The organism is Pseudomonas sp. GM17, from assembly GCF_000282175.2.
GTDB classification, from domain to species: domain Bacteria; phylum Pseudomonadota; class Gammaproteobacteria; order Pseudomonadales; family Pseudomonadaceae; genus Aquipseudomonas; species Aquipseudomonas chlororaphis.
In genome coordinates this window covers 6,760,562-6,780,898 of the sequence record NZ_CP124732.1, presented here as the reverse complement: position 1 = coordinate 6,780,898, position 20,337 = coordinate 6,760,562, and the positions used below count along the sequence as shown (strand labels likewise).

19 protein-coding genes are annotated in these 20,337 nt (G+C 63.9%); 9 read left to right on the top strand and 10 right to left on the bottom strand.

Going from position 1 to position 20,337, the window contains the following annotated elements; translation table 11 throughout:
- Positions 1-77 precede the first annotated feature (77 nt).
- The 5 genes from PMI20_RS30315 to exaC all read right to left on the bottom strand — a co-directional run bounded on the left by PMI20_RS30315 (position 78) and on the right by exaC (position 6,063).
- The gene (locus PMI20_RS30315; RefSeq protein WP_007924092.1) at positions 78-536 is read right to left on the bottom strand and encodes a GNAT family N-acetyltransferase; all 459 of its coding nucleotides are present in this window, start codon (positions 534-536) and stop codon (positions 78-80) included.
- A gap of 107 nt (positions 537-643) precedes the next feature.
- Positions 644-1,468 carry an ethanolamine ammonia-lyase subunit EutC gene (gene eutC, locus PMI20_RS30310; RefSeq protein ID WP_007924091.1) on the bottom strand — a complete coding sequence of 275 codons (825 nt, stop codon included), beginning with the start codon at positions 1,466-1,468 and terminating at the stop codon, positions 644-646.
- A 10-nt stretch (positions 1,469-1,478) separates the two neighbouring features.
- On the bottom strand, positions 1,479-2,873 hold the full coding sequence (locus PMI20_RS30305) for an ethanolamine ammonia-lyase subunit EutB (RefSeq protein ID WP_007924090.1): 1,395 nt from the start codon (positions 2,871-2,873) through the stop codon (positions 1,479-1,481).
- A 55-nt stretch (positions 2,874-2,928) separates the two neighbouring features.
- Complete coding sequence (gene eat, locus PMI20_RS30300) at positions 2,929-4,377, bottom strand: ethanolamine permease (RefSeq protein WP_007924089.1); 1,449 nt, start codon at positions 4,375-4,377, stop codon at positions 2,929-2,931.
- Between the two features lie 165 nt (positions 4,378-4,542).
- Positions 4,543-6,063 carry an acetaldehyde dehydrogenase ExaC gene (gene exaC, locus PMI20_RS30295; RefSeq protein WP_007924088.1) on the bottom strand — a complete coding sequence of 507 codons (1,521 nt, stop codon included), beginning with the start codon at positions 6,061-6,063 and terminating at the stop codon, positions 4,543-4,545.
- A gap of 429 nt (positions 6,064-6,492) precedes the next feature.
- On the opposite strand from exaC, the gene PMI20_RS30290 reads away from it, so the two are divergent.
- From PMI20_RS30290 to PMI20_RS30275, 4 genes are all read left to right on the top strand, one after another.
- Positions 6,493-8,406 carry a sigma-54-dependent Fis family transcriptional regulator gene (locus PMI20_RS30290; protein WP_284170943.1) on the top strand — a complete coding sequence of 638 codons (1,914 nt, stop codon included), beginning with the start codon at positions 6,493-6,495 and terminating at the stop codon, positions 8,404-8,406.
- Positions 8,407-8,699: 293 nt separating this feature from the next.
- Positions 8,700-10,049 carry a UDP-N-acetylmuramate:L-alanyl-gamma-D-glutamyl-meso-diaminopimelate ligase gene (gene mpl, locus PMI20_RS30285; RefSeq protein WP_007927128.1) on the top strand — a complete coding sequence of 450 codons (1,350 nt, stop codon included), beginning with the start codon at positions 8,700-8,702 and terminating at the stop codon, positions 10,047-10,049.
- Positions 10,046-10,678, top strand: coding sequence for a flavin prenyltransferase UbiX (gene ubiX / locus PMI20_RS30280; RefSeq protein ID WP_007927126.1), 633 nt, complete (start codon positions 10,046-10,048; stop codon positions 10,676-10,678). The genes mpl and ubiX overlap by 4 nt, the downstream gene beginning before the upstream one ends.
- The gene (locus tag PMI20_RS30275) at positions 10,671-10,958 is read left to right on the top strand and encodes a YceK/YidQ family lipoprotein (protein ID WP_009051050.1); all 288 of its coding nucleotides are present in this window, start codon (positions 10,671-10,673) and stop codon (positions 10,956-10,958) included. The genes ubiX and PMI20_RS30275 overlap by 8 nt, the downstream gene beginning before the upstream one ends.
- Positions 10,959-11,112: 154 nt before the next feature.
- Here the strand turns inward: PMI20_RS30275 and PMI20_RS30270 are convergent, their stop codons facing one another.
- The 3 genes from PMI20_RS30270 to PMI20_RS30260 all read right to left on the bottom strand — a co-directional run bounded on the left by PMI20_RS30270 (position 11,113) and on the right by PMI20_RS30260 (position 14,060).
- Positions 11,113-11,754, bottom strand: coding sequence for an oxidoreductase (locus PMI20_RS30270; RefSeq protein ID WP_007927124.1), 642 nt, complete (start codon positions 11,752-11,754; stop codon positions 11,113-11,115).
- 28 nt (positions 11,755-11,782) lie between these two features.
- Positions 11,783-13,501 carry a C13 family peptidase gene (locus tag PMI20_RS30265; RefSeq protein WP_007927122.1) on the bottom strand — a complete coding sequence of 573 codons (1,719 nt, stop codon included), beginning with the start codon at positions 13,499-13,501 and terminating at the stop codon, positions 11,783-11,785.
- 103 nt (positions 13,502-13,604) lie between these two features.
- Positions 13,605-14,060 carry a MaoC family dehydratase gene (locus tag PMI20_RS30260; protein ID WP_007927121.1) on the bottom strand — a complete coding sequence of 152 codons (456 nt, stop codon included), beginning with the start codon at positions 14,058-14,060 and terminating at the stop codon, positions 13,605-13,607.
- A 182-nt stretch (positions 14,061-14,242) separates the two neighbouring features.
- On the opposite strand from PMI20_RS30260, the gene PMI20_RS30255 reads away from it, so the two are divergent.
- Genes PMI20_RS30255 through PMI20_RS30245 form a run of 3 tightly spaced genes read left to right on the top strand, consistent with a single transcriptional unit; the run spans position 14,243 to position 15,919 of the window.
- A complete protein-coding gene (locus PMI20_RS30255; RefSeq protein WP_007927119.1) occupies positions 14,243-14,605 on the top strand; it encodes a CidA/LrgA family protein in 363 nt (120 codons plus the stop codon).
- Positions 14,602-15,318 (top strand): LrgB family protein, encoded by a 717-nt coding sequence (locus PMI20_RS30250; RefSeq protein WP_007927117.1) that lies wholly within the window; start codon positions 14,602-14,604, stop codon positions 15,316-15,318. The genes PMI20_RS30255 and PMI20_RS30250 overlap by 4 nt, the downstream gene beginning before the upstream one ends.
- A gap of 10 nt (positions 15,319-15,328) precedes the next feature.
- Positions 15,329-15,919: an LON peptidase substrate-binding domain-containing protein gene (locus tag PMI20_RS30245; protein ID WP_007927116.1), complete on the top strand. Its 591-nt coding sequence runs from the start codon at positions 15,329-15,331 to the stop codon at positions 15,917-15,919.
- 173 nt (positions 15,920-16,092) lie between these two features.
- Here the strand turns inward: PMI20_RS30245 and PMI20_RS30240 are convergent, their stop codons facing one another.
- Positions 16,093-17,409, bottom strand: a complete 1,317-nt coding sequence (locus PMI20_RS30240; RefSeq protein ID WP_007927115.1) for a bifunctional DedA family/phosphatase PAP2 family protein — start codon at positions 17,407-17,409, stop codon at positions 16,093-16,095.
- Positions 17,410-17,504: 95 nt separating this feature from the next.
- Positions 17,505-18,191 (bottom strand): DNA-3-methyladenine glycosylase, encoded by a 687-nt coding sequence (locus tag PMI20_RS30235; protein WP_007927114.1) that lies wholly within the window; start codon positions 18,189-18,191, stop codon positions 17,505-17,507.
- Between the two features lie 176 nt (positions 18,192-18,367).
- Between PMI20_RS30235 and PMI20_RS30230 the strand changes: the two genes are divergently transcribed.
- Positions 18,368-19,633, top strand: a complete 1,266-nt coding sequence (locus PMI20_RS30230; protein ID WP_007927113.1) for a glutamate-5-semialdehyde dehydrogenase — start codon at positions 18,368-18,370, stop codon at positions 19,631-19,633.
- Positions 19,633-20,277 carry a nicotinate-nucleotide adenylyltransferase gene (gene nadD / locus PMI20_RS30225; protein ID WP_007927112.1) on the top strand — a complete coding sequence of 215 codons (645 nt, stop codon included), beginning with the start codon at positions 19,633-19,635 and terminating at the stop codon, positions 20,275-20,277. Before PMI20_RS30230 ends, nadD begins: the two co-directional genes overlap by 1 nt.
- Positions 20,278-20,337 lie beyond the last annotated feature (60 nt).

Genomic DNA, 20,337 nt, shown 5'->3' with positions numbered 1-20,337 from the left:
AAGGCGAAAGATCGTGGCCTTCGGCAGCGTCTTCCCAGGCGCTGTCGAAGGTTGTGATCGGGCGGTTGCAGAGGGGTTTAGTCGTCGCTGATCGGCAATATGTAGTTCTTGAACTCGGTATCTTCGCGAAAACCGATGGATTCATAGGTTTTCTGTGCCACTTCGTTGTCACTGCTGGTGGAGACACGCATGCGTACGGCCTGGGTGTCCTTGGCCATTTTCTTCGCGGTGCGGATCAGGTTGTCGGCCACCAGTTGTCGGCGAGCGTCTTCGGCGACGTAGATATCGTTGAGGATCCACACGCGCTTCAGGGACAGGGAGGAAAAGCTGGGGTAGAGCTGACAGAAACCGAGGAGTTTCTTATCGTCATCGTCGGGCAGGGCCAGGTAGATCACCGATTCCTTGCGGCGCAGGCGCTTTTCCAGGAAGGCCCGGGACGAGTCCGGAAAAGGCAGGGCGCCATAGAACTCGCGGTATTTGACGAACAGGGGGGTCAACAGATCCAGGTGTTCGAGGGTCGCTTGAGTAATCCGCATGAGTTGTCCTCAACTTCGAATGGATACGACGGCAAACGGTTCATTACTCGGGCAGCCGTGTTTCGATGCTGCCTAAAGCCTGGAAAAAGCGCAATCGTCTCGAAAAGTCATGGCTTTGCAGGCCCCAGCAGGAAATTGCCCTTGGTGGTGTCGGGCGAGTCGCTGTCCAGGGTGTTCACCTGGGCCTCGTCTTTCAGGTTGACCCCCGAAAGCTGCCGCCTGCAGGCCTCGCGCATCAGGTACAGCAAGCGGTGGGCCGCCATGCCGTAGCTCAGGCCCTCCAGGCGCACGTTGGAAATGCAGTTGCGATAGGCATCGGTGAGCCCGACCTTCGGGTTGTAGGTGAAATATAGCCCCAGGCTGTCCGGTGAGCTGAGGCCCGGGCGTTCGCCGATCAGGATCACGGTCATTTTCGCCCCGAGCAGCTCGCCGATTTCGTCGGCCACCGCCACCCGGCCCTGTTCCACGAGGATTACCGGCGACAGCGACCAGCCTTCGGCCGCGGTCTGTTCTTCAAAACGGGCGAGAAGCGGCAGGGTATGGCGATGCACCGCCAGCGCCGACAAACCGTCCGCCACGACCACCGCCAGATCCACCCCGCCCGGATTGGCGGATGCGTGATCGCGCAGGGCCTGGGCCGAATCGTCGCTGAGCTTGCGCCCCAGGTCCGGGCGTTGCAGGTAGCTGTGACGATCGCTGGCGGCGCTGTGCAGCAGCAGGCTGTCGCGGCCGCGTTCGGCCAGTTGGCTGCTCAGCCCGGCATGGTCGAAGGGCAGGTGCACCGCATCGCGGGCCTGGGCGTGGGCGAACTGGAAGTCCAGCTGGGCGCCGGTGGGCAGGCTGGTGCCGGTGCGGCCCAGGGCGATACGCGCCGGGGTCAGGCGGCGCAGCTCCAGCCAGGGGTTCTGGCTGTCGGTCGGATGTTTGTCCATGAGCCTGTCCTTACTGAAGCTGTGCCAGTGCCTGGCGGAAGGCCGGCGGCAGGTTGTGGCCGAACTGCACCTTGCCGTCGGGCTGGGTGAAGATGCCGGTTTTCGCCAGCCACTGCTCGAACTCCGGCGCCGGTTTCAGGCCCAGGGTCTGGCGGGCGTAGAGCGCGTCGTGAAAGGAGGTGGTCTGGTAATTGAGCATGATGTCGTCGGAGCCGGGGATGCCCATGATGAAGTTGATCCCGGCCACGCCCAGCAGGGTCAGCAGGGTGTCCATGTCGTCCTGGTCGGCTTCGGCGTGGTTGGTGTAGCAGATGTCGCACCCCATGGGCACGCCCAGCAGCTTGCCGCAGAAATGGTCTTCCAGGCCGGCGCGGATGATCTGCTTGCCGTTGTACAGGTACTCCGGGCCGATGAAGCCGACCACGGTGTTCACCAGGAACGGCTTGAAGTGCCGGGCCACGGCATAGGCGCGGGTTTCGCAGGTCTGCTGGTCGACGCCGAAGTGGGCGTTGGCCGACAGCGCGCTGCCCTGGCCGGTCTCGAAATACATCAGGTTCTGCCCCAGGGTGCCGCGCTTGAGGCTCAGGCCGGCCTCGTAGCCTTCCTGCAACACATTGAGGTTGATGCCGAAACTGGCGTTGGCCGCCTCGGTGCCGGCGATCGACTGGAACACCAGGTCCAGCGGCACGCCACGGTTGATCGCCTCGATGGAGGTGGTGACGTGGGTCAGCACGCAGGCCTGGGTGGGAATTTCATAACGCTGGATGATGGCGTCGAGCATTTCCAGCAGGGCGCAGATCGAGGCGATGCTGTCGGTGGCCGGGTTGATGCCGATCATGGCGTCGCCGTTGCCGTAGAGCAGGCCGTCGAGAATGCTCGCGGCGATGCCCGCCGGTTCGTCGGTCGGGTGGTTGGGCTGCAGGCGGGTTGACAGGCGCCCGCGCAGGCCCAGGGTGCCGCGGAACTGGGTGACCACGCGGATCTTCTGCGCCACCAGCACCAGGTCCTGGACACGCATGATCTTCGACACGGCAGCGGCCATTTCCGGGGTCAGCCCGGGTGCCAGGGCGCGCAGGCTCTGTTCGTCGGCGGCGTCGCTGAGCAGCCAGTCGCGAAAGCCGCCGACCGTGAGGTGGCTGACGGTGGCGAAGGCGGCCTTGTCGTGGGTGTCGATGATCAACCGGGTGACTTCATCGGTCTCGTAGGGAATCAGCGCTTCTTCGAGGAAATGCTTGAGCGGAATATCCGCCAGGGTCATTTGCGCGGCGACCCGCTCGCCGTCGTTGAGGGCGGCGACGCCGGCCAGGAAGTCCCCGGAACGCGCCGGGCTGGCCTTGGCCATGACCTCCTTGAGGCTGTCGAAGCGGTAGGTCTGGGCGCCGACGGTGTGGGCGAAACTTGCCATACAGGTTCTCCGTGACGACGCAGGGACGTGGCCCCCGCGTCGAGGTTTTCGGCGGTTAGTGCAAGGCTTCTTCAGCTTTCTGAATGGCCGCGAATTCTTCTTCGGGCGTGCCTGCTACCAAGTGATGCCGACTGTAGAAAGCAAAGTAAGCAATTAATACTCCATAGATGATCGCGGCGCCAATGACCACCCGCGGATCCACCAGGAAGCCCGCCACCACGGCGATGCAGGCCAGTACCAGGGCCACGCCGGAGGTGAAGATGCCGCCCGGGGTGCGGTACGGACGATCCATTTTGGGGCGGCGGATGCGCAGGGTGATGTGCGCGGCCATCATCAGCACGTAGGAGATGGTGGCGCCGAACACCGCCACCAGGATCAGCAGGTCGCCCTGGCCGGTCAGCGACAGGCCGAAACCGATGATGCCGGGGATCACCAGCGCCAGGACCGGCGCCTTGCTCTTGTTGGTTTCCGACAGCTTGCGCGGCAGGTAACCCGCGCGGGACAGGGCGAAAATCTGCCGCGAGTAGGCGTAGATGATCGAGAAGAAGCTGGCGATCAAGCCGGCCAGGCCCACCAGGTTGACGAAGCTGCCCATCCAGGTCGAGCCGCCGTAGGCCTTGGCCAGGGCTTCCACCAGCGGGTTGCCGGAGGTCAGCAGGGCGTTGGCACCCGCGCCACCGGGGCCGATCACCAGGATCAGCAGGGCGAAGCTCAGCAGCACCAGCATGGCGCCGATCAGGCCGCGGGGCAGGTCGCGCTTGGGGTTCTTGGTTTCTTCCGCGGCCAGCGGGACCCCTTCGACCGCCAGGAAGAACCAGATGGCGTAGGGAATCGCCGCCCACACACCGACATAACCGAACGGCAGGAAGCTGCTGGCGCCCACGGCCTCGGTGACCGGGATATCCAGCAGGTTGGCCACCGAGAAGTGCGGCACCATCGCCACCAGGAATACGCCCAGGGCGATGGCGGCCACGGCAGTGATGATAAACATCAGCTTCAGTGCCTCGCCGACCCCGAAGATATGGATGGCGATGAACACGATGTAGAACGCCAGGTAGATCATCCAGCCGCCGATGCCGAACAGCGATTGGCAATAGGCGCCGATAAACACCGCGATCGCCGCCGGGGCGATCGCATATTCGATGAGGATCGCGGTGCCGGTGAGGAAGCCACCCCAGGGGCCGAAGGCGCTGCGGGCGAAACCGTAGCCACCGCCAGCGGTGGGGATCATCGAGGACAGCTCGGCCAGGGAAAAGCACATGCACAGGTACATGGTGGCCATCAGCAGGGTGGCGAGGAACATGCCGCCCCAGCCGCCCTGGGCCAGGCCGAAGTTCCAGCCTGCGTAGTCGCCGGAGATGACGTAGGCCACGCCCAGGCCCACCAGCAGGACCCAGCCTGCCGCGCCTTTTTTCAGTTCGCGTTGTTGGAAATAGTCGGAGCCGACTTTTTCAAAGTCGACCGAAGAGCCAGCCGACTGCACGCCGGTATGTTCGCTAGGCATAAGGGTTCACCTGTTCTTATTGTTGTGCCCGGTCGGCAGACCGGATCGGTGTTGCAAGGCGATGGAGTGTTCTGCCTTGAGGTCGTCATCGCGAGCTTGCGCGAGCGGCCCCCAAGGGTGAAACCGCGTTGGCGGCTTCACCCTTGTCCCTGGCGTTGCTGGTTTTTAGAAGAAGCCCAGCGGGTTGATGTCGTAGCTCACCAGCAGGTTTTTGGTCTGCTGGTAGTGGTCGAGCATCATCTTGTGGGTTTCACGGCCGACGCCGGACTTCTTGTAACCGCCGAACGCCGCGTGGGCGGGGTACAGGTGGTAGCAGTTGGTCCACACACGACCGGCCTTGATCGCCCGGCCCATGCGGTAGGCGCGGTTGATGTCGCGGGTCCAGAGGCCGGCGCCAAGGCCGAACTCGGTGTCGTTGGCAATCGCCAGGGCTTCGGCTTCGTCCTTGAAGGTGGTGATGCTCACCACCGGGCCGAAGATTTCTTCCTGGAACACACGCATCTTGTTGTTGCCCTTGAGCAGGGTCGGCTGGATGTAATAACCGCTGGCCAGGTTGCCCTCGAGTTTCTCCACCTTGCCGCCGGTCAGCAGCTGCGCGCCTTCGCCCTTGGCGATTTCCAGGTACGAGAGGATCTTGTCGAACTGCTGCTCGGACGCCTGGGCGCCGACCATGGTGTCGGTGTCCAGCGGGTCGCCGCGCTTGATCTGCTCGACCTTTTTCATCACCACTTGCATGAACTCGTCGTAGATCGACTCTTCCACCAGGGCGCGCGACGGGCAGGTGCAGACTTCGCCCTGGTTGAAGAACGCCAGCACCAGGCCTTCGGCGGCCTTTTCGATGAAGCTCGGTTCGGCCTGCATGATGTCGGCGAAGAAGATGTTCGGCGACTTGCCGCCCAGTTCCACGGTAGACGGGATGATGTTCTCGGCGGCGCATTTCATGATGTGCGAGCCCACCGGCGTCGAACCGGTGAAGGCGATCTTGGCGATGCGCTTGCTGGTGGCCAGGGCTTCGCCGGCTTCTTTGCCGAAGCCTTGCACCACGTTGAGCACGCCCGGCGGCAGCAGGTCGCCGATCAGTTCCATCAGCACGCAGATGCCCAGCGGGGTCTGCTCGGCCGGCTTGAGTACCACGCAGTTGCCGGCGGCCAGGGCCGGGGCGAGTTTCCAGGCGGCCATCAACAGCGGAAAGTTCCACGGGATGATCTGCCCGACCACGCCCAGCGGTTCGTGAATGTGATAGGCCACGGTGTTGCCGTCGATTTCCGCGGCGCTGCCTTCCTGGGCCCGCAGGCAGCCAGCGAAGTAGCGGAAGTGGTCGGCGGCCAGGGGGATGTCTGCGTTGAGGGTTTCCCGCACGGCCTTGCCGTTGTCCCAGGTTTCGGTGATGGCCAGCAGTTCGAGGTTCTGCTCGATGCGGTCGGCGATTTTCAGCAGGATCAGCGAGCGGGCCTGTGCCGAGGTGGCACCCCAGGCATCGGCGGCGGCATGGGCGGCGTCCAGGGCTTTCTCGATGTCTTCGGCGGTGGAACGCGGGAATTCGGCGATCGGTTGGCCGTTTACTGGCGAGGTATTGGTGAAGTACTGACCTTTGACAGGCGCGACGAATTCGCCGCCGATGTAGTTACCGTATTTGCTCTTGAACGAAACGATAGCGCCTTCAGTACCGGGGTGTGCATAACGCATGGTGGGTATCTCCTGGCTTTTGTGCTTATAAGGGAGGACGCGCTGTTGCGCTTGTAAAAGCGTAGAGCAAAGCCCGGGCCACTGCGTTGCGGGCCAGGAAAATCAAGGGTTTACGAATGTTTCAGCGGCTGCGTACCGGGCGTATGTGGCAGTTGTGGCACAGGCCGGGTGACACTTTGTACCGCTTGTGGCACAGCCTGTGACTCATTGGTCGAAGCAGCATTGCAATGCATCCATGGCTGGAGGATGCTGGTGGGCCGCGAGGATCTGAAGAACTCTTCTGTAGCCGCTGCCGCAGGCTGCGAACGACCGCGAAGCGGGCGCTGCTCTTCAGATCGCGGAAGCCCCTGCGGGGCTTGGCGCAGCCTGCGGCAGCGGCTACAGGTGGGTGCCTTCTGAGCAGTCAGCGCAGCAGGAGAACAATAAGAAATGCACAGCAATCACCTCACCCGGCACGCCCAGCAAGTGCTGACCGTGACCCAAGGCAAGGCCCATCTGCAGGGGCCCGGCAGCGATCCTTCCATCGCCCGCTCCTGGCTGCGTTGCCTGGAGGACTATCACCTCGACCCGGCCCTGAGCATGGCGCCCACCGTGCTCGAGCACGGACGTCTGCTGGAAAGCCGCGAACGCCTGCAGCAGGTGCTGCAGATCGCCGGCAACGAGATGACCAGCCTGCACCAGCAGCTGTCCGGCGCCGGCCATGCGGTGCTGCTGACCGACGCCCGCGGGGTGATCCTCAACTGTGTCACCGCGCCCGCCGAGCGCAAGATTTTCGAACGCGCCGGGCTCTGGCTCGGCGCCGACTGGAGCGAGGCCTGCGAGGGCACCAACGGTATTGGCACCTGCCTGGTGGAGCGCCAGTCCCTGACCATCCACCAGGACGAACATTTCCGTGGCCGCCATACCGGCCTGACTTGCTCGGCCAGCCCGGTGTTCGACCCTCACGGTGAACTGCTGGCGGTGCTCGACGTTTCCTCGGCGCGCCCGGATGTGTCGCGCCAGAGCCAGTTCCACACCATGGCCCTGGTCAACCTCTCGGCGAAGATGATCGAGAGCTGCTATTTCCTGCGTTATTTCGACAATCAATGGCTGCTGCGTTTTCACCTGCAGGCCGAGTCCGTCGGCTTGTTCAGCGAAGGCTTGCTGGCATTCGACGGGGAAGGTCGGATCAGCGCGGTGAACCAGAGCGCCTTGAACCTGCTGGGGCATATTCGCGGCGGCTTGCTGGGCAAGCCGGTGGAAGCCTTTTTCGACTGCTCGCTGGACGAGTTGCTGGGCCGCGCCAGTGTCAATGCCAGCGCCAGCTGGCCGCTGCGCACCTGTGATGGGCGGCATCTGTTCGCGGTGTTGCGTGGCCAGCCGCGCAGCGTGCCGCAACCGCTGCCGCCGAGGGCGGTGCTGGAGCGTCCGCGCCTGCCCGAGATCTGTCTGGGCGATGCGGCCCTGCAAGACGACTTCCGCAAATCCTTGCGCGTGTTCGAGCGCGATGTGCCGCTGTTGATCAACGGCGAAACCGGCTCCGGCAAGGAGGCGTTCGCCAAGGCGGTGCACCATGCCAGCCAGCGGGCGGAGAAAGCCTTCGTTGCCTTGAACTGCGCGGCCATTCCCGAAAGCCTGATCGAAAGCGAGCTGTTCGGTTATCGCGGCGGCACCTTCACCGGGGCACGCAAGGAAGGCATGCGCGGCAAGTTGCAGCAGGCCGATGGCGGCACGCTGTTCCTCGATGAAATCGGCGATATGCCGCTGGCCTTGCAGACCCGCCTGTTGCGGGTGCTGGAAGACCGCATGGTGGTGCCTATCGGCGGCGAGCCGCAGGCGGTCAACGTACGCATCATCAGCGCCACTCACCGGGACCTGCTGGAGCGGGTGCGGGATGGCAGCTTCCGCGAGGATTTGTATTACCGGCTCAATGGCCTGGAAATCGCCCTGCCGGCGCTGCGCGAGCGCAGCGACAAATCCCAGCTGCTGGATTTTCTCCTGGCGCAAGAGGCCGGCGACCAGCAGGTCTCGCTCGACGGCCCGGCACGCCAGGCCCTGCTGGACTTCCACTGGCCAGGCAACGTGCGGCAACTGCGCAACGTATTGCGCACCCTGGCGGCGCTCTGCGACGACGGACGCATCGGCCTGGAGGATGTGCCGGCGATGATTCGCCAGGGCCGCCCGGCACCGGTGCCGGCAGCTGTCGAGGAGGCGGGCGGATACCCGTTGGACGATGCCGAACGCCTGGCCTTGCTCAATGTGCTGGAACAACAGCGCTGGCATATGACCCACACCGCCGAGCAGTTGGGGGTGAGCCGCAATACCCTCTATAGAAAGCTGCGCAAGCATGGGATCGCTCGCTAGGCGCGGCACCGGGTTATCGTTCATCGCGAGCAATCGAGCGTCGACCGGCTGCTCCTACAGAAAATGCGCATTCCTCTGTAGGAGCGAAGCTTGCTCGCGATAGGCGGCGCAGCCGCCGATACATCGGTAACCGCGGTCCAAGGCTCCAGCCGCGTTCGAGCGATTCCCCGTCAAAAGCCCCACAGAACTCGTCACAGCCTCCGGCAGCGACAACCGCGTGTTCCCCCATCAGCTAAAGAGTGCGATTTGCAGCCCTCTACGCTAACCTGCCTCGATGTTTTACGAGGCCTTCTATGCACATTCATATTCTCGGTATTTGCGGCACCTTCATGGGCTCGATGGCGGTTCTGGCCAAAGAACTGGGCCATCATGTCACCGGCTCCGATGCCAACGTCTACCCGCCGATGAGCACCCAGCTCGAAGCCCAGGGCATCGAGTTGACCCAGGGCTACGACCCGGCCCAGCTTGACCCGGCACCGGACCTGGTGGTGATCGGCAATGCCATGTCCCGCGGCAACCCGGCGGTGGAATATGTGCTGAACAAGGGCTTGCCCTATGTTTCCGGCCCGCAATGGCTGGCCGACCATGTGCTGCAAGGCCGTTGGGTGCTGGCGGTGGCCGGCACGCATGGCAAGACCACCACCAGCAGCATGCTGGCCTGGGTGCTGGAGCATGCGGGCATGAGCCCGGGCTTCCTGATCGGTGGCGTGCCGCAGAATTTCTCGGTGTCGGCCCGCCTGGGCGGCACACCGTTCTTTGTGATCGAGGCCGATGAATACGACAGCGCCTTCTTCGACAAGCGCTCGAAGTTCGTGCACTACCGTCCGCGCACGGCGATCCTGAACAATCTCGAGTTCGATCACGCGGACATCTTTCCCGATCTGCCGGCGATCGAGCGGCAGTTCCACCACTTGGTGCGGACCATCCCGAGCGAAGGCCTGGTCATCCACCCGACCACCGAGCCGGCCCTGCAACGGGTGATCGACATGGGCTGCTGGACCCCGGTGCAAACCACCGGCGCGGGCGGCCAATGGCAGGTCAAGCTGCTCAGCGAAGACGGCTCGAAGTTCGAAGTGATGTTCGAAGGCGAGGCCCAAGGTGTGGTCGAGTGGGACCTGACCGGCCAGCACAACGTCGCCAACGCCCTGGCCACCCTGGCCGCGGCGCGCCATGTCGGTGTGGTGCCGTCCATGGGCATCGCTGCGCTGAGCGCGTTCAAGAGTGTCAAGCGGCGGATGGAGAAGGTGGCTGAAGTCCATGGCATCACCATCTACGACGACTTCGCTCACCACCCGACCGCCATCGCCACCACCCTGGACGGCTTGCGCAAGCGCATCGGCGATGCGCCATTGATCGCTATCATCGAGCCGCGCTCCAACTCCATGAAGCTCGGCGCCCACCGTGACGGGCTGCCGGAAAGCGTCAACCAGGCCGATCAGGTGGTCTGGTACGCGCCGGCCAATCTCGGCTGGGACCTGGGCGCCACCGCCGCGCTGTGCAGCGTGCCGTCGATTGTCAGCGACTCCCTGGAAGGCATCATCGAGCGGGTGAAGAGCCAGGCCAAGCCGGGCACCCACGTGGTGATCATGAGCAACGGCGGCTTCGGCGGCCTGCACGGCAAGTTGGCCGAGGCACTGCGATGAACAACGGTCCGGAACGCATCACCCTGGCGATGACCGGCGCTTCGGGCGCCCAGTACGGCCTGCGCCTGCTCGATTGCCTGGTGCGCGAAGATCGTGAAGTGCACTTCCTGATCTCCAAGGCCGCGCAGTTGGTGATGGCGACCGAGACCGACGTGACCCTGCCATCCAAGCCGCAGACCATGCAGGCCTTCCTCACCGAGTACACCGGTGCGGCAGCCGGGCAGATCCGCGTGTATGGCAAGGAAGACTGGATGTCGCCGGTGGCCTCGGGCTCCGGTTCGCCGGCGGCGATGGTGGTGGTGCCTTGTTCCACCGGTACCTTGTCGGCCATCGCCACGGGCGCCTGCAACAACTTGATCGAGCGGGCGGCGGACGTCACCCTGAAGGAACGCCGCCAGTTGATCCTGGTACCGCGCGAGGCGCCTTACTCGAGCATCCACCTGGAAAACATGCTCAAGCTGTCGAACATGGGCGTGACCATTCTGCCGGCTTCTCCGGGTTTCTATCACCAGCCGCAGACCATCGACGACCTGGTGGATTTTGTCGTGGCGCGGATTCTCAACCTGTTGAACATCCCGCAAGACATGCTGCCGCGGTGGGGCGAGCATCACCTGAGCAGCGATGAGTAAGTCGCTGCTGATCCTGCTGGTCGCCCTGCAACTGGGCGGCTGCGCCACGGCACGCACGCTGAACGCGGCCAAGCCGGGCGCACCGGTGGTGTATTCCGGGACGCGCCTGGATCTGTATGTGATGCAGGGCGGTTGTTGCCCGATGGATCGCTTCGGTGCCGAAGCGCCGAGCTATCCGGGTGTCGATCTGCCGGCCAGCGCCTTGCTCGACACGCTGCTGTTGCCGCTGTCGGTGCTGACGGTATTGGGGGTTGGTTTCCAGGCTACAGGCGGGTTGTAACGACCTTGTAGCCGCTGCCGAAGGCGGCGATCGGTCGCGTAGCGGCCGTAGAGGCGGGCTGCGCGTCGGTGCGGCAAATCGCGTCGTCAGGATTGCGCCTGCTGCGCAGTCGATCGCAGCCTGCGGCAGCGGCTACAGGCGCGATCCATGGCGTTTATTTACCCAGCTTGCGCAATTCGTCGGACTCGACGATCCGCACGCCATCCTGCTCTTCCAGCGCCAGGCGCCACATGGCCCGGGCCAGATGGCAGGCTTCGATGCCGTGGTATTTGCCGGGAATCAGCTTGGACAGCGGGCCGGCCAGCTGTTCGGCGAGACGCGGTTCGATGCGTTCGCCAAGCAGCAGCGACGGCCGGCAAATAGTCAGTTGCGGCCAGTCCTGGGCCTTCAGCGCCTGTTCCATTTCGCCTTTGACCCGGTTGTAGAAAATCGAGGATTTCGCGTCCGCGCCCAGGGCGCTGATCACCACCAGGTGCCGCGCACCCATCTCCCGCGCGCGTTTGCCGAAGGCCACCACCAGGTCCAGGTCGACGGCGCGGAATGCCTGTTCGGAGCCGGCTTTCTTGATAGTGGTGCCCAGGCAACAGAACGCCAGGTCCACCCGGCCGCTGAGCTGCGGCAGGAGTACCGCCGGCTCGCCGACCGGGTTTTCCAGGCGCGGATGTTCGCTCAAGGGGCGCCGGCTGGGCGCCAGTACGCGGGTTACCGTGGGTTCGTTGAGCAGGCGGTCGAGCAAGTGCTCGCCAGTCAGGCCGGTCGCGCCGGCGAGCAAGATATGCTGAGGCGTCAAGTACATAATGTTTCCCCCTTGATACTGTTCCAGCTTAGTTGCTCTTTGCTTCCTTGCTGTCATTGGCGGCGCTTTGCAGCGCCTTTCGTGCTTGTTGCTTGCGCAGATGCTGCCAGTGCGCCAAGACCCCCTTGGGCGCCCAGATCTGCGGTTCGGAGGCTTCGAAGTTGTCCGCCAGTTCACGTTCGGCCACGGTCGCCCTGGCCAGCTTGAAGGCCTGTTCCAGGTCGTCGGTCTGGTTCAGCGCCTGGGCGAACAGGGCGTCGCCGAAGTAGGTGAAGTCGGCTTCTTCCGAGCAGCCGAACGATACGCGGTCGGCCTGCGAAGCGGTCATGATCAGAGTCCGCTCATCCTTGAGCGCGGGAATGAACCCGCCGGAATAACAGGCCGAGATCACGATGATCTTGTCGCGGTTTTTCAGTGGCGCCAGCACCGCGGCCAACTCGTCGGCCGGCAGGTCGGCCAGCTCCAGGCGTGGCTGGTCGAGCACCAGTTCGTGTTCGCTGGTGCCGTGGCTGGTCAGGTAGAGAAACAACAGGTCTTCCGGGCCGCTGCGTTCGGCCAGGACCTGTACCGCGCGCCGCAGGTTTTCCCGGGTGGCCATGGGCCGGCTGTCGAGGCGGTCGCGGTGGTTGACCAGGCGGATCTGCCCGTAGGCGCCGAAGCGGGTGGCGAGCATGTTGCTGACATAGTCGGCCTCGCGCAGAAACACGCTTTGCTTGCCATCGCCGGCCAGCGTCAGGCTGTAGAGCTCGATGGCGGGGGTCGACGCCGGCACCGCGCTGAGGGCGTCGTCGAGCAGGCGGCCCTGGGCCAGCAGGCCGGTCTCCAGTGGGTCGGGCAACAGTCGGCCGTCGGCATCGCGAACCCGCAGGCCATTGATCCAGTCGCCGCTTTGCACGGAGCCATCGCGCAGCACCAGCACGCCGTGGCCCTGGTAGTTGTCGCCTTCGAAGCCGCCGATATAGAAGCTGCCGTCGCTGAGGTTCAGGCGGCCCTGGCCGCTGAAGCGCCAGTCGCTGAAACGGCCGATGTAGTGGCTGCCGTCGACGCCAATCAGCTCTCCCTTGCCACTGAGGGCGCCCTCCTTGAACTGGCCGATCCAGACATCGCCGTCGGCGTTTTCGTAGCGGCCCTTGCCGCTGAGCTGGTTCTGTTTGAAGCCGCCGACGTAGAGGTCGCCCTCGGCGCTGCTGAAGGTGCCGTTGCCTTCCAGCTGGCCATCGACGAAGTGGCCGCTGAACTGGTTGCCGCTGGCATCGCTGCGCTGGCCTTCGCCGTTGGGTTTGCCACGAGAGAACTGGCCCTGGTACTGGCTGCCGTCTTCCAGTTCGAGACGGCCGAGCCCGGAATACAGGTCGGACTTGAATTCGCCGCGGTAGGTCATGCCGCGTTCCTTGAGGGTGCCTTCACCGTCGCGCCGGCCCAGTTTGAAACCGCCGGTGTAGCTGCTGTCCTTGGTGGTCAGGCTGCCCTGGCCGTGGAACAGGCCCTGCTGGAATTGACCGCGGTAGACCTCGCCGTCGCTGCCGTGCCATTCGCCCTGGCCGTGCCACTGGCCGCTGTCGAACTGGCCGGCATACCAGCTGCCGTTGGGGTAGTCGATGCGCCCTTGTCCCTGCAGCAACCCGTTGACCACATCGCCGCGGTAGCGGCCACCGTCCGGCAGACGGGCGTCGGGAGGCAGCAGCGATTCGCCGTCTCCACATGCGGTGAGCAACAGGGTCAGAGCCAGGGGTACAAGTGGGTGCATAGCGGGATCCGGATAATTAGGGGACCGAGTATGCCGTAGCAACGAGGCTTATATATAGAGAGGCTGCGCGAAACAGCGTGAGCTGTTTCGCATCAGGAAGGTTTCAGACAAAGCAGAGGGACAAGGGCTCGGCAATGTAGGCTGGTTTTTCCTGGCCTTCGATTTCCAGTGTGGCGGTGGCCTTGAGCAGCCATTGGCCGGGTTTCTTCTCGGTGACGTCCACCAGGTCGACCTTGAGGCGGACCCTGGAATCGACCTTGACCGGCTGGATGAAGCGCACGCTGTCCAGGCCGTAGTTGACCGCCATCTTCAGCCCCACGGGCAGGATCAGGATGTCTTCCATCAGTTTCGGGATCAGCGACAGCGACAGGAAACCGTGGGCGATGGTGCCGCCGAACGGCGTCTGGGCGGCTTTCACCGGGTCGACGTGGATGAACTGGAAGTCACCCGTGGCTTCGGCGAACAGGTTGATACGCTGCTGATCGATGGTGAGCCATTCGGAACGTCCTAGTTCCTTTCCGACATAATCTTTGAGCTCTGCAACAGGAACATACGGCATTGAGACTCTCCTTGGGTTCATCGGTTTTATCGTTCTAAAGGGGCGGGGGACGTACCCCCTGACCACCCACTGTAGATCATCATGGGGGTTTGCTCCGGTCAACCTTCCATGCTTTTGGCGAATGCCGGTGCATAGCGTTCGCGTGCTTATAATGCCCGGCGTTTTTTCGGGGGGGATGAGAGATGTTGTTACGCGGTCTGACATGGCTGGTGCTGTTTCAATTGCTCGGCACGGCGATCAATCATCTGTTCCTGCCGATCCTGCCGGGGCCGATTGTCGGCCTGCTGTTGCTGCTGATCTTCCTGGTGGCGCGCGGCGAGGTGGGCGAGCCGCTGAACCTGGCCGCCTCCAGCCTCCTGCGTTATCTGCCGCTGTTGCTGGTGCCGCCCGCGGTGGGCGTGATGGTGTACGCGGCGGATATCGCCGCGGACTTCTGGGCGATAGTCGGCGCGCTGGTGTTGTCGCTGGTGATCTCCATGGCCTTCGTCGGCGTGCTGATGCAGCGGCTGGTCAAGTGCCACGGACATCGGGAGGGCGGCCAATGATGTTCGATTGGCAGGGCGCCTGGGCGTCGGTGATCCACCATCCATTATTCGGCATCGGCATTACCCTGGGCGCCTATCAACTGGTGCTCGCGGCCTTCGAGAAAACCCGCTGGATCTTTCTGCAACCGGTGCTGGTCTCCATGTTGCTGGTGATCGGCGTGCTGCTGAGCTGTGGCCTGAGCTACGCCGAGTACCGCAAGAGCACGGAGATCCTCAGTATTCTCCTGGGCCCGGCCACGGTGGCGCTGGCCGTACCGCTGTACCTCAACCTGCGGCGGATTCGACAGTTGTTCTGGCCGATATTTACTACGCTGGTGATTGGAGGGGTGGTCGCCACCGGCCTGGGCGTATTGCTGGGATGGTGGTTCGGTGCCGAGAACATGATCCTGATGACCATGGCGCCGAAATCGGTGACCTCGCCGATCGCCATGCTGGTGGCCGAACAGATTGGCGGTGTCGCAGCGCTGGCCGCGGTATTCGTATTGATCACCGGGGTGATCGGGGCGATTTTCGGTCCGGCCATCCTCAACCGCCTGCAGGTGCATAGCCCGGAAGCCCGGGGCATGGCGCTGGGCATGACGGCTCACGCGGTGGGCACTTCGGTGGCCTTGCAGGAAAGTGATGAGTGCGGTGCTTTCGCGGCGCTGGCGATGAGTCTGATGGGTGTGGCCACGGCGGTTTTCCTGCCGTTGGCGGTGTCGTTGGTGGTTTAAGGAAACCTGTATGAGCCTGGCGCTTTTCCCGCTGAACACGGTGCTGTTCCCCGACTGCATTCTCGACTTGCAGATTTTCGAGGCGCGCTACCTGGACATGATCGGTCGCTGCATGAAACAGGGCAGCGGCTTCGGCGTGGTGTGCATCCTCGAAGGCGAAGAGGTGGGCATCGCCCCGGAAGGTTTTGCGCGGGTGGGCTGTGAAGCGCTGATCACCGACTTCCATCAGCAGGACAACGGCCTGCTGGGGATTCGGGTCAAGGGCGGGCGGCGTTTTCGGGTGCTGAGCAGCGAAGTGCAGCGCGATCAGTTGCGGGTGGCTGAAGTCGAGTGGCTGGACGAGGCGCCGGAGCGGCCGCTGCAGGATGAAGACGGGGACCTGATCGCCTTGCTCAAGGCGCTGGCCGAACACCCGATGGTCGAAGCCCTGAACATGGGCACCGAAGCCACTGGCCAGCAGTCGCTGGCCAACCAGCTGGCCTACCTGTTGCCGTTCTCCGAGCTGGACAAGATCGACCTGCTGCAACTGGACGATCCGCAGCAACGCCTGGATGCGATCCAGGCCTTGCTGGACGAGTTGCAGGGCGAACTGTTCGCCTGATCCTGATCCTGATCCTGATCCTGATCCTGATCCTGATCCTGATCCTGATCCTGATCCTGATCCTGTAGCCGCTGCCGCAGGCTGCGATCGCCCACACAGTGGGCGCAGATCGAAACCGCTGAAGGCCTTCGGTCTATCGCAGCCTGCGGCGGCTACAGGGGCGTTCGCTCTATCTAGTAGGCATAACGCAGCATGGCGTGGGGTAGATGCCTGACTGCTTCGAAGCCGAACAACGCGATCAGCGCCGGCAAGACCAGCCACCAGATCTTGGCCGGCATGGGTTCCAGCGGGGTCTGGCGCTGGGCGACCCACAAGCTGGCGGCGCACACGCAGGCGGCAAGCATGGCGCCGGCAAGGATGTCGGAGGGCCAATGCGCGCCCAGGTAAATCCGTGACACGGCAATCGCGGCCGCCGGCAGGCAGCCCAGCAGCAGCCAGGTCAGGCGCATGCGCGGCGGCTGGCCGCGGCCGGCGAGCACCGCCAGGGTCAGGAACAGGGCGAACGAGCCGGAGCTGTGGCCGCTGGGCATGCTGTAGCTGGTCAGTGGGTCGGTCAGGACTTCCGGGCGTACCCGGGCGAAGAACAGCTTGGTACCGGTGTTGGCCAGTGCGGTACACAACAGCGTGGCGCCCGCGAAAATCGCCTGCCGCCATTGCCGGGCAACCAGCAACAGCAGGGTGACCAGGGCGCTGGCGAACAGCATGGTGCGGAATTCGCCGAACTGGGTGAGCACCACCATCACCTCGTCCATCGCCGGGCTGCGGTGCTCCTGGACCAGCGCCATCAGGCCCTGGTCGAAATGGTTCAAGTAGGGGTAACCGATGAACAGCCCCGCCAGGATCGCCAGGCTGAGGCCGGCCACCAGCGGGCTGGCCTTGCGATGGCGGCGCACTGTGCTGTTGATGCTCAGGCCCAGCAGCACGGCGATGCTGGCGGCGACTATTCCCGCTTGCGGCCAGAAACCTTCAGGCAAGGGCAGGCGGATCGCCGCGCCCGTGGCCCAGCCCGGCAGCAGGTAGGCGACTGTCCAACCGGCCGCGGCCAGCAGGCTGACGGCGAAAAAGCGCGGGAACGACATGTCGAACATCCCGGCGACCATCGGCAGCATGGGCCGCAAGGGGCCGATAAAACGCCCGACCAACAGGCTGGCGATGCCATACCGCTGGAAATAGGCTTCGGCGCCGTTGATCCATTCCGGGTGATGGCGCAGGCCTGGCAGGCGGCGGATATTCTGGTGAAAACGCCGGCCCAGCAGATAAGACACCACGTCCCCAAGCAAACCGCCAAAGAACCCCAGCGCCAGGGTCTCACCCAGGGACAGTGCGCCGCTGCCGGCCATCACTGCAATGGCGAACAGCAGCACGGTGCCGGGTACGATCAGGCCAGCAATCGCCAGGCATTCGACGCAGGCGACGATGAACACGGCTGCCGCCAGCCATTGGGGGTTCATCGTCAGCCAGCCGGTTATTCCATCGAGCCATTGGCCCATAGGTTTTCAACTCCGGTTATTCGGTGGTTCAACTGTAGAAACGGGCTTGCTCGCGATCAGGTCGTCCGAGGGCGCGCCGGCTCCTGCGAAAGGGATCAATCGAGCAGTAAATAGTCGCGACCTTCGACCTGCCCGCGACGTAGCGGGTTCCGGGTGCAGTAGGGGGCGTAGGCGGCATCGACAAAGCGGTACATCAAGTGTTCGTCGCGGCCGTGGGGAATGCCCAGGCGAGTGGTCTGGATGATGCTGGCGACGGGCGTGCCGACATCTTCGACGAACAGCACTTCATGGTCGAAGCGCTTGGCATCCCATACCGGGACTTTCAGACCCAGCGCCTTGCACAGCAGGGTCTGGCCGGCGCAGAGCTTTTGCGAGGGGCGCGGCCGACCGCTGGCATCGGGATTGTTCAGGAGCATCTGCGCCAGGCTGGCGGGGCCGGAGACTTCGTCGACCCAGGGGTAGGCCGACTTGATCAGCACTGCGTTGCCCGGGCCCTGGGCGCTGAAGTTCAGCGAATCGCCGCCACGGGCGTAGTACATATAGATGTGGCCACCGTCCAGAAACAAAGCCTTACGCTTTTCTGTGTAGCCGAGGGAGGCATGGCTGCCTTTTTCCTCGCAGTAATAGGCTTCTGTTTCGATAATGCGCGCCGACAGCCACAGATCGCCGACCCGATGGCGGATGATTTTGCCGAGCAGTTCACGGGCCAGGACCTGGGCGTCTCGATCGAAAAAGCGGTCGGGCAGGGCCTTGGGCAGCGTCGGAGTGGACAGAATGGACATGGTAGCCAGGAGCGATGACGGGAATTGGGTCGGAATGATATCAATTCCAGGCTTAATTCAGGCTGAACGAGAGGTATTTGCCGTCCATTTCGACCATCCGCCCGTGACCGCTGTCCGTGGACCGGCGCGACAGCTATAATCAGCCGCTTTCCTCTTTGCCAAGACCACAGCAGACCATGACTGAGTCCGTTCTTGACTACATGACCCGTTTGGGTCGCGCTGCCCGCGAGGCTTCTCGGGTAATCGCCCGTGCCACCACTGCGCAGAAAAACCGCGCATTGCTGGCGGCTGCCGATGCATTGGACGCTGCTCGCCCCGAGCTGAGCGCAGCCAATGAGCAGGACCTGGCCAACGGCCGGGCCAATGGTCTGGAACCTGCATTGCTCGATCGTCTGGCGCTGACTCCGGTGCGTATCGACGAAATGATCGAAGGCCTGCGTCAGGTGGCCAAGCTGCCTGACCCCATCGGTGAAATCCGCGATATGCGCTACCTGCCTTCGGGCATCCAGGTCGGCAAGATGCGCGTGCCCCTGGGCGTGATCGGCATCATCTACGAGTCGCGTCCCAACGTGACCATCGATGCGGCCAGCCTGTGCCTGAAGTCCGGCAACGCCACCATCCTGCGTGGCGGCTCCGAGGCGATCAATTCCAACCGTGCTATCGCCACCTGCATCCAGCAAGGGCTGGCGGTGGCCGGCCTGCCGGCGCAAGTGGTGCAGGTGGTGGAAACCACCGACCGCGCGGCCGTTGGCGCGCTGATCACCATGCCCGAATTCGTCGACGTGATCGTGCCGCGTGGCGGCAAGAGCCTGATCGAGCGGGTCAGCCGCGACGCCAAGGTGCCGGTGATCAAGCACCTGGACGGCGTCTGCCATGTGTTCATCGACGTGGCGGCCGACCTGGACAAGGCGATTCGCATCGCCGACAACGCCAAGACCCAGCGCTACGCACCCTGCAACACCATGGAGACCCTGCTGGTCCACGCCGGTATTGCCGAGCGCGTACTGCCGCCGCTGGCGGCGATCTATCGCGACAAGCAGGTCGAGCTGCGCGGTTGCCCGCGTACCCGTGCCTTGCTGGGCGACGATGTGATCGAGGCCACCGAAGAAGACTGGCGCACCGAATACACCGCGCCGATCCTGTCGATCCTGGTGGTCGACAGCCTGGACGCGGCCATCGAGCACATCAACACCTACGGTTCGCACCACACCGACGCCATCGTCACCGAGAACTTCACCGACGCCCGGCGTTTCCTCAACGAGGTGGACTCCAGCTCGGTGATGGTCAATGCCTCGACCCGGTTTGCCGACGGTTTCGAATATGGCTTGGGCGCGGAGATCGGTATTTCCACCGACAAGCTGCACGCCCGTGGTCCGGTCGGCCTGGAAGGGCTGACCAGCGAGAAATATGTCGTCTTCGGCGACGGTCATGTGCGCACTTGATGAGCAAACGTATCGGTCTGCTGGGCGGTACCTTCGACCCCGTGCACATCGGTCACCTGCGCAGTGCGCTGGAGGTGGCCGATTCGCTGGGGCTCGATGAGCTGCGCCTGACCCCCAGCGCGCGGCCGCCGCATCGCGATGCACCGCAGGTGTCGGCGCTGGACCGTCTGGCGATGGTCGAGTGTGCGGTGGCGGGCGTTTCACCCCTGGTGGTGGACGATCGTGAGCTGAAACGGGACAAACCGTCCTACACCCTAGACACCCTGGAACAGATGCGGGCCGAGATGGCCGCGGATGACCAGTTGTTCCTGTTGCTGGGCTGGGACGCTTTTTGCGGCCTGCCTACCTGGCATCGCTGGGAAGAGTTGCTCCAGCATTGCCACATCCTGGTGCTGCAACGCCCGGATGCCGACAGCGAGCCGCCGGATGCATTGCGCAACCTGCTGGCGGCGCGCTCGGTGAGCGATCCCCTGGCCCTGCAAGGGCCCGGAGGACACATTGCATTCGTCTGGCAGACACCGCTCGCGGTGTCTGCCACCCAGATCCGTCAACTGCTGGCCAGCGGTAAGTCGGTACGTTTCCTGGTGCCTGATGCGGTCCTGGCCTATATCGATGCCCACGGTCTTTACCGTGGGCCGAACTGAAGGCGCGCTGCCGGCTGATGCCGTGCAACGCGCCACACATACGAGCTGAACGAGTTTTAT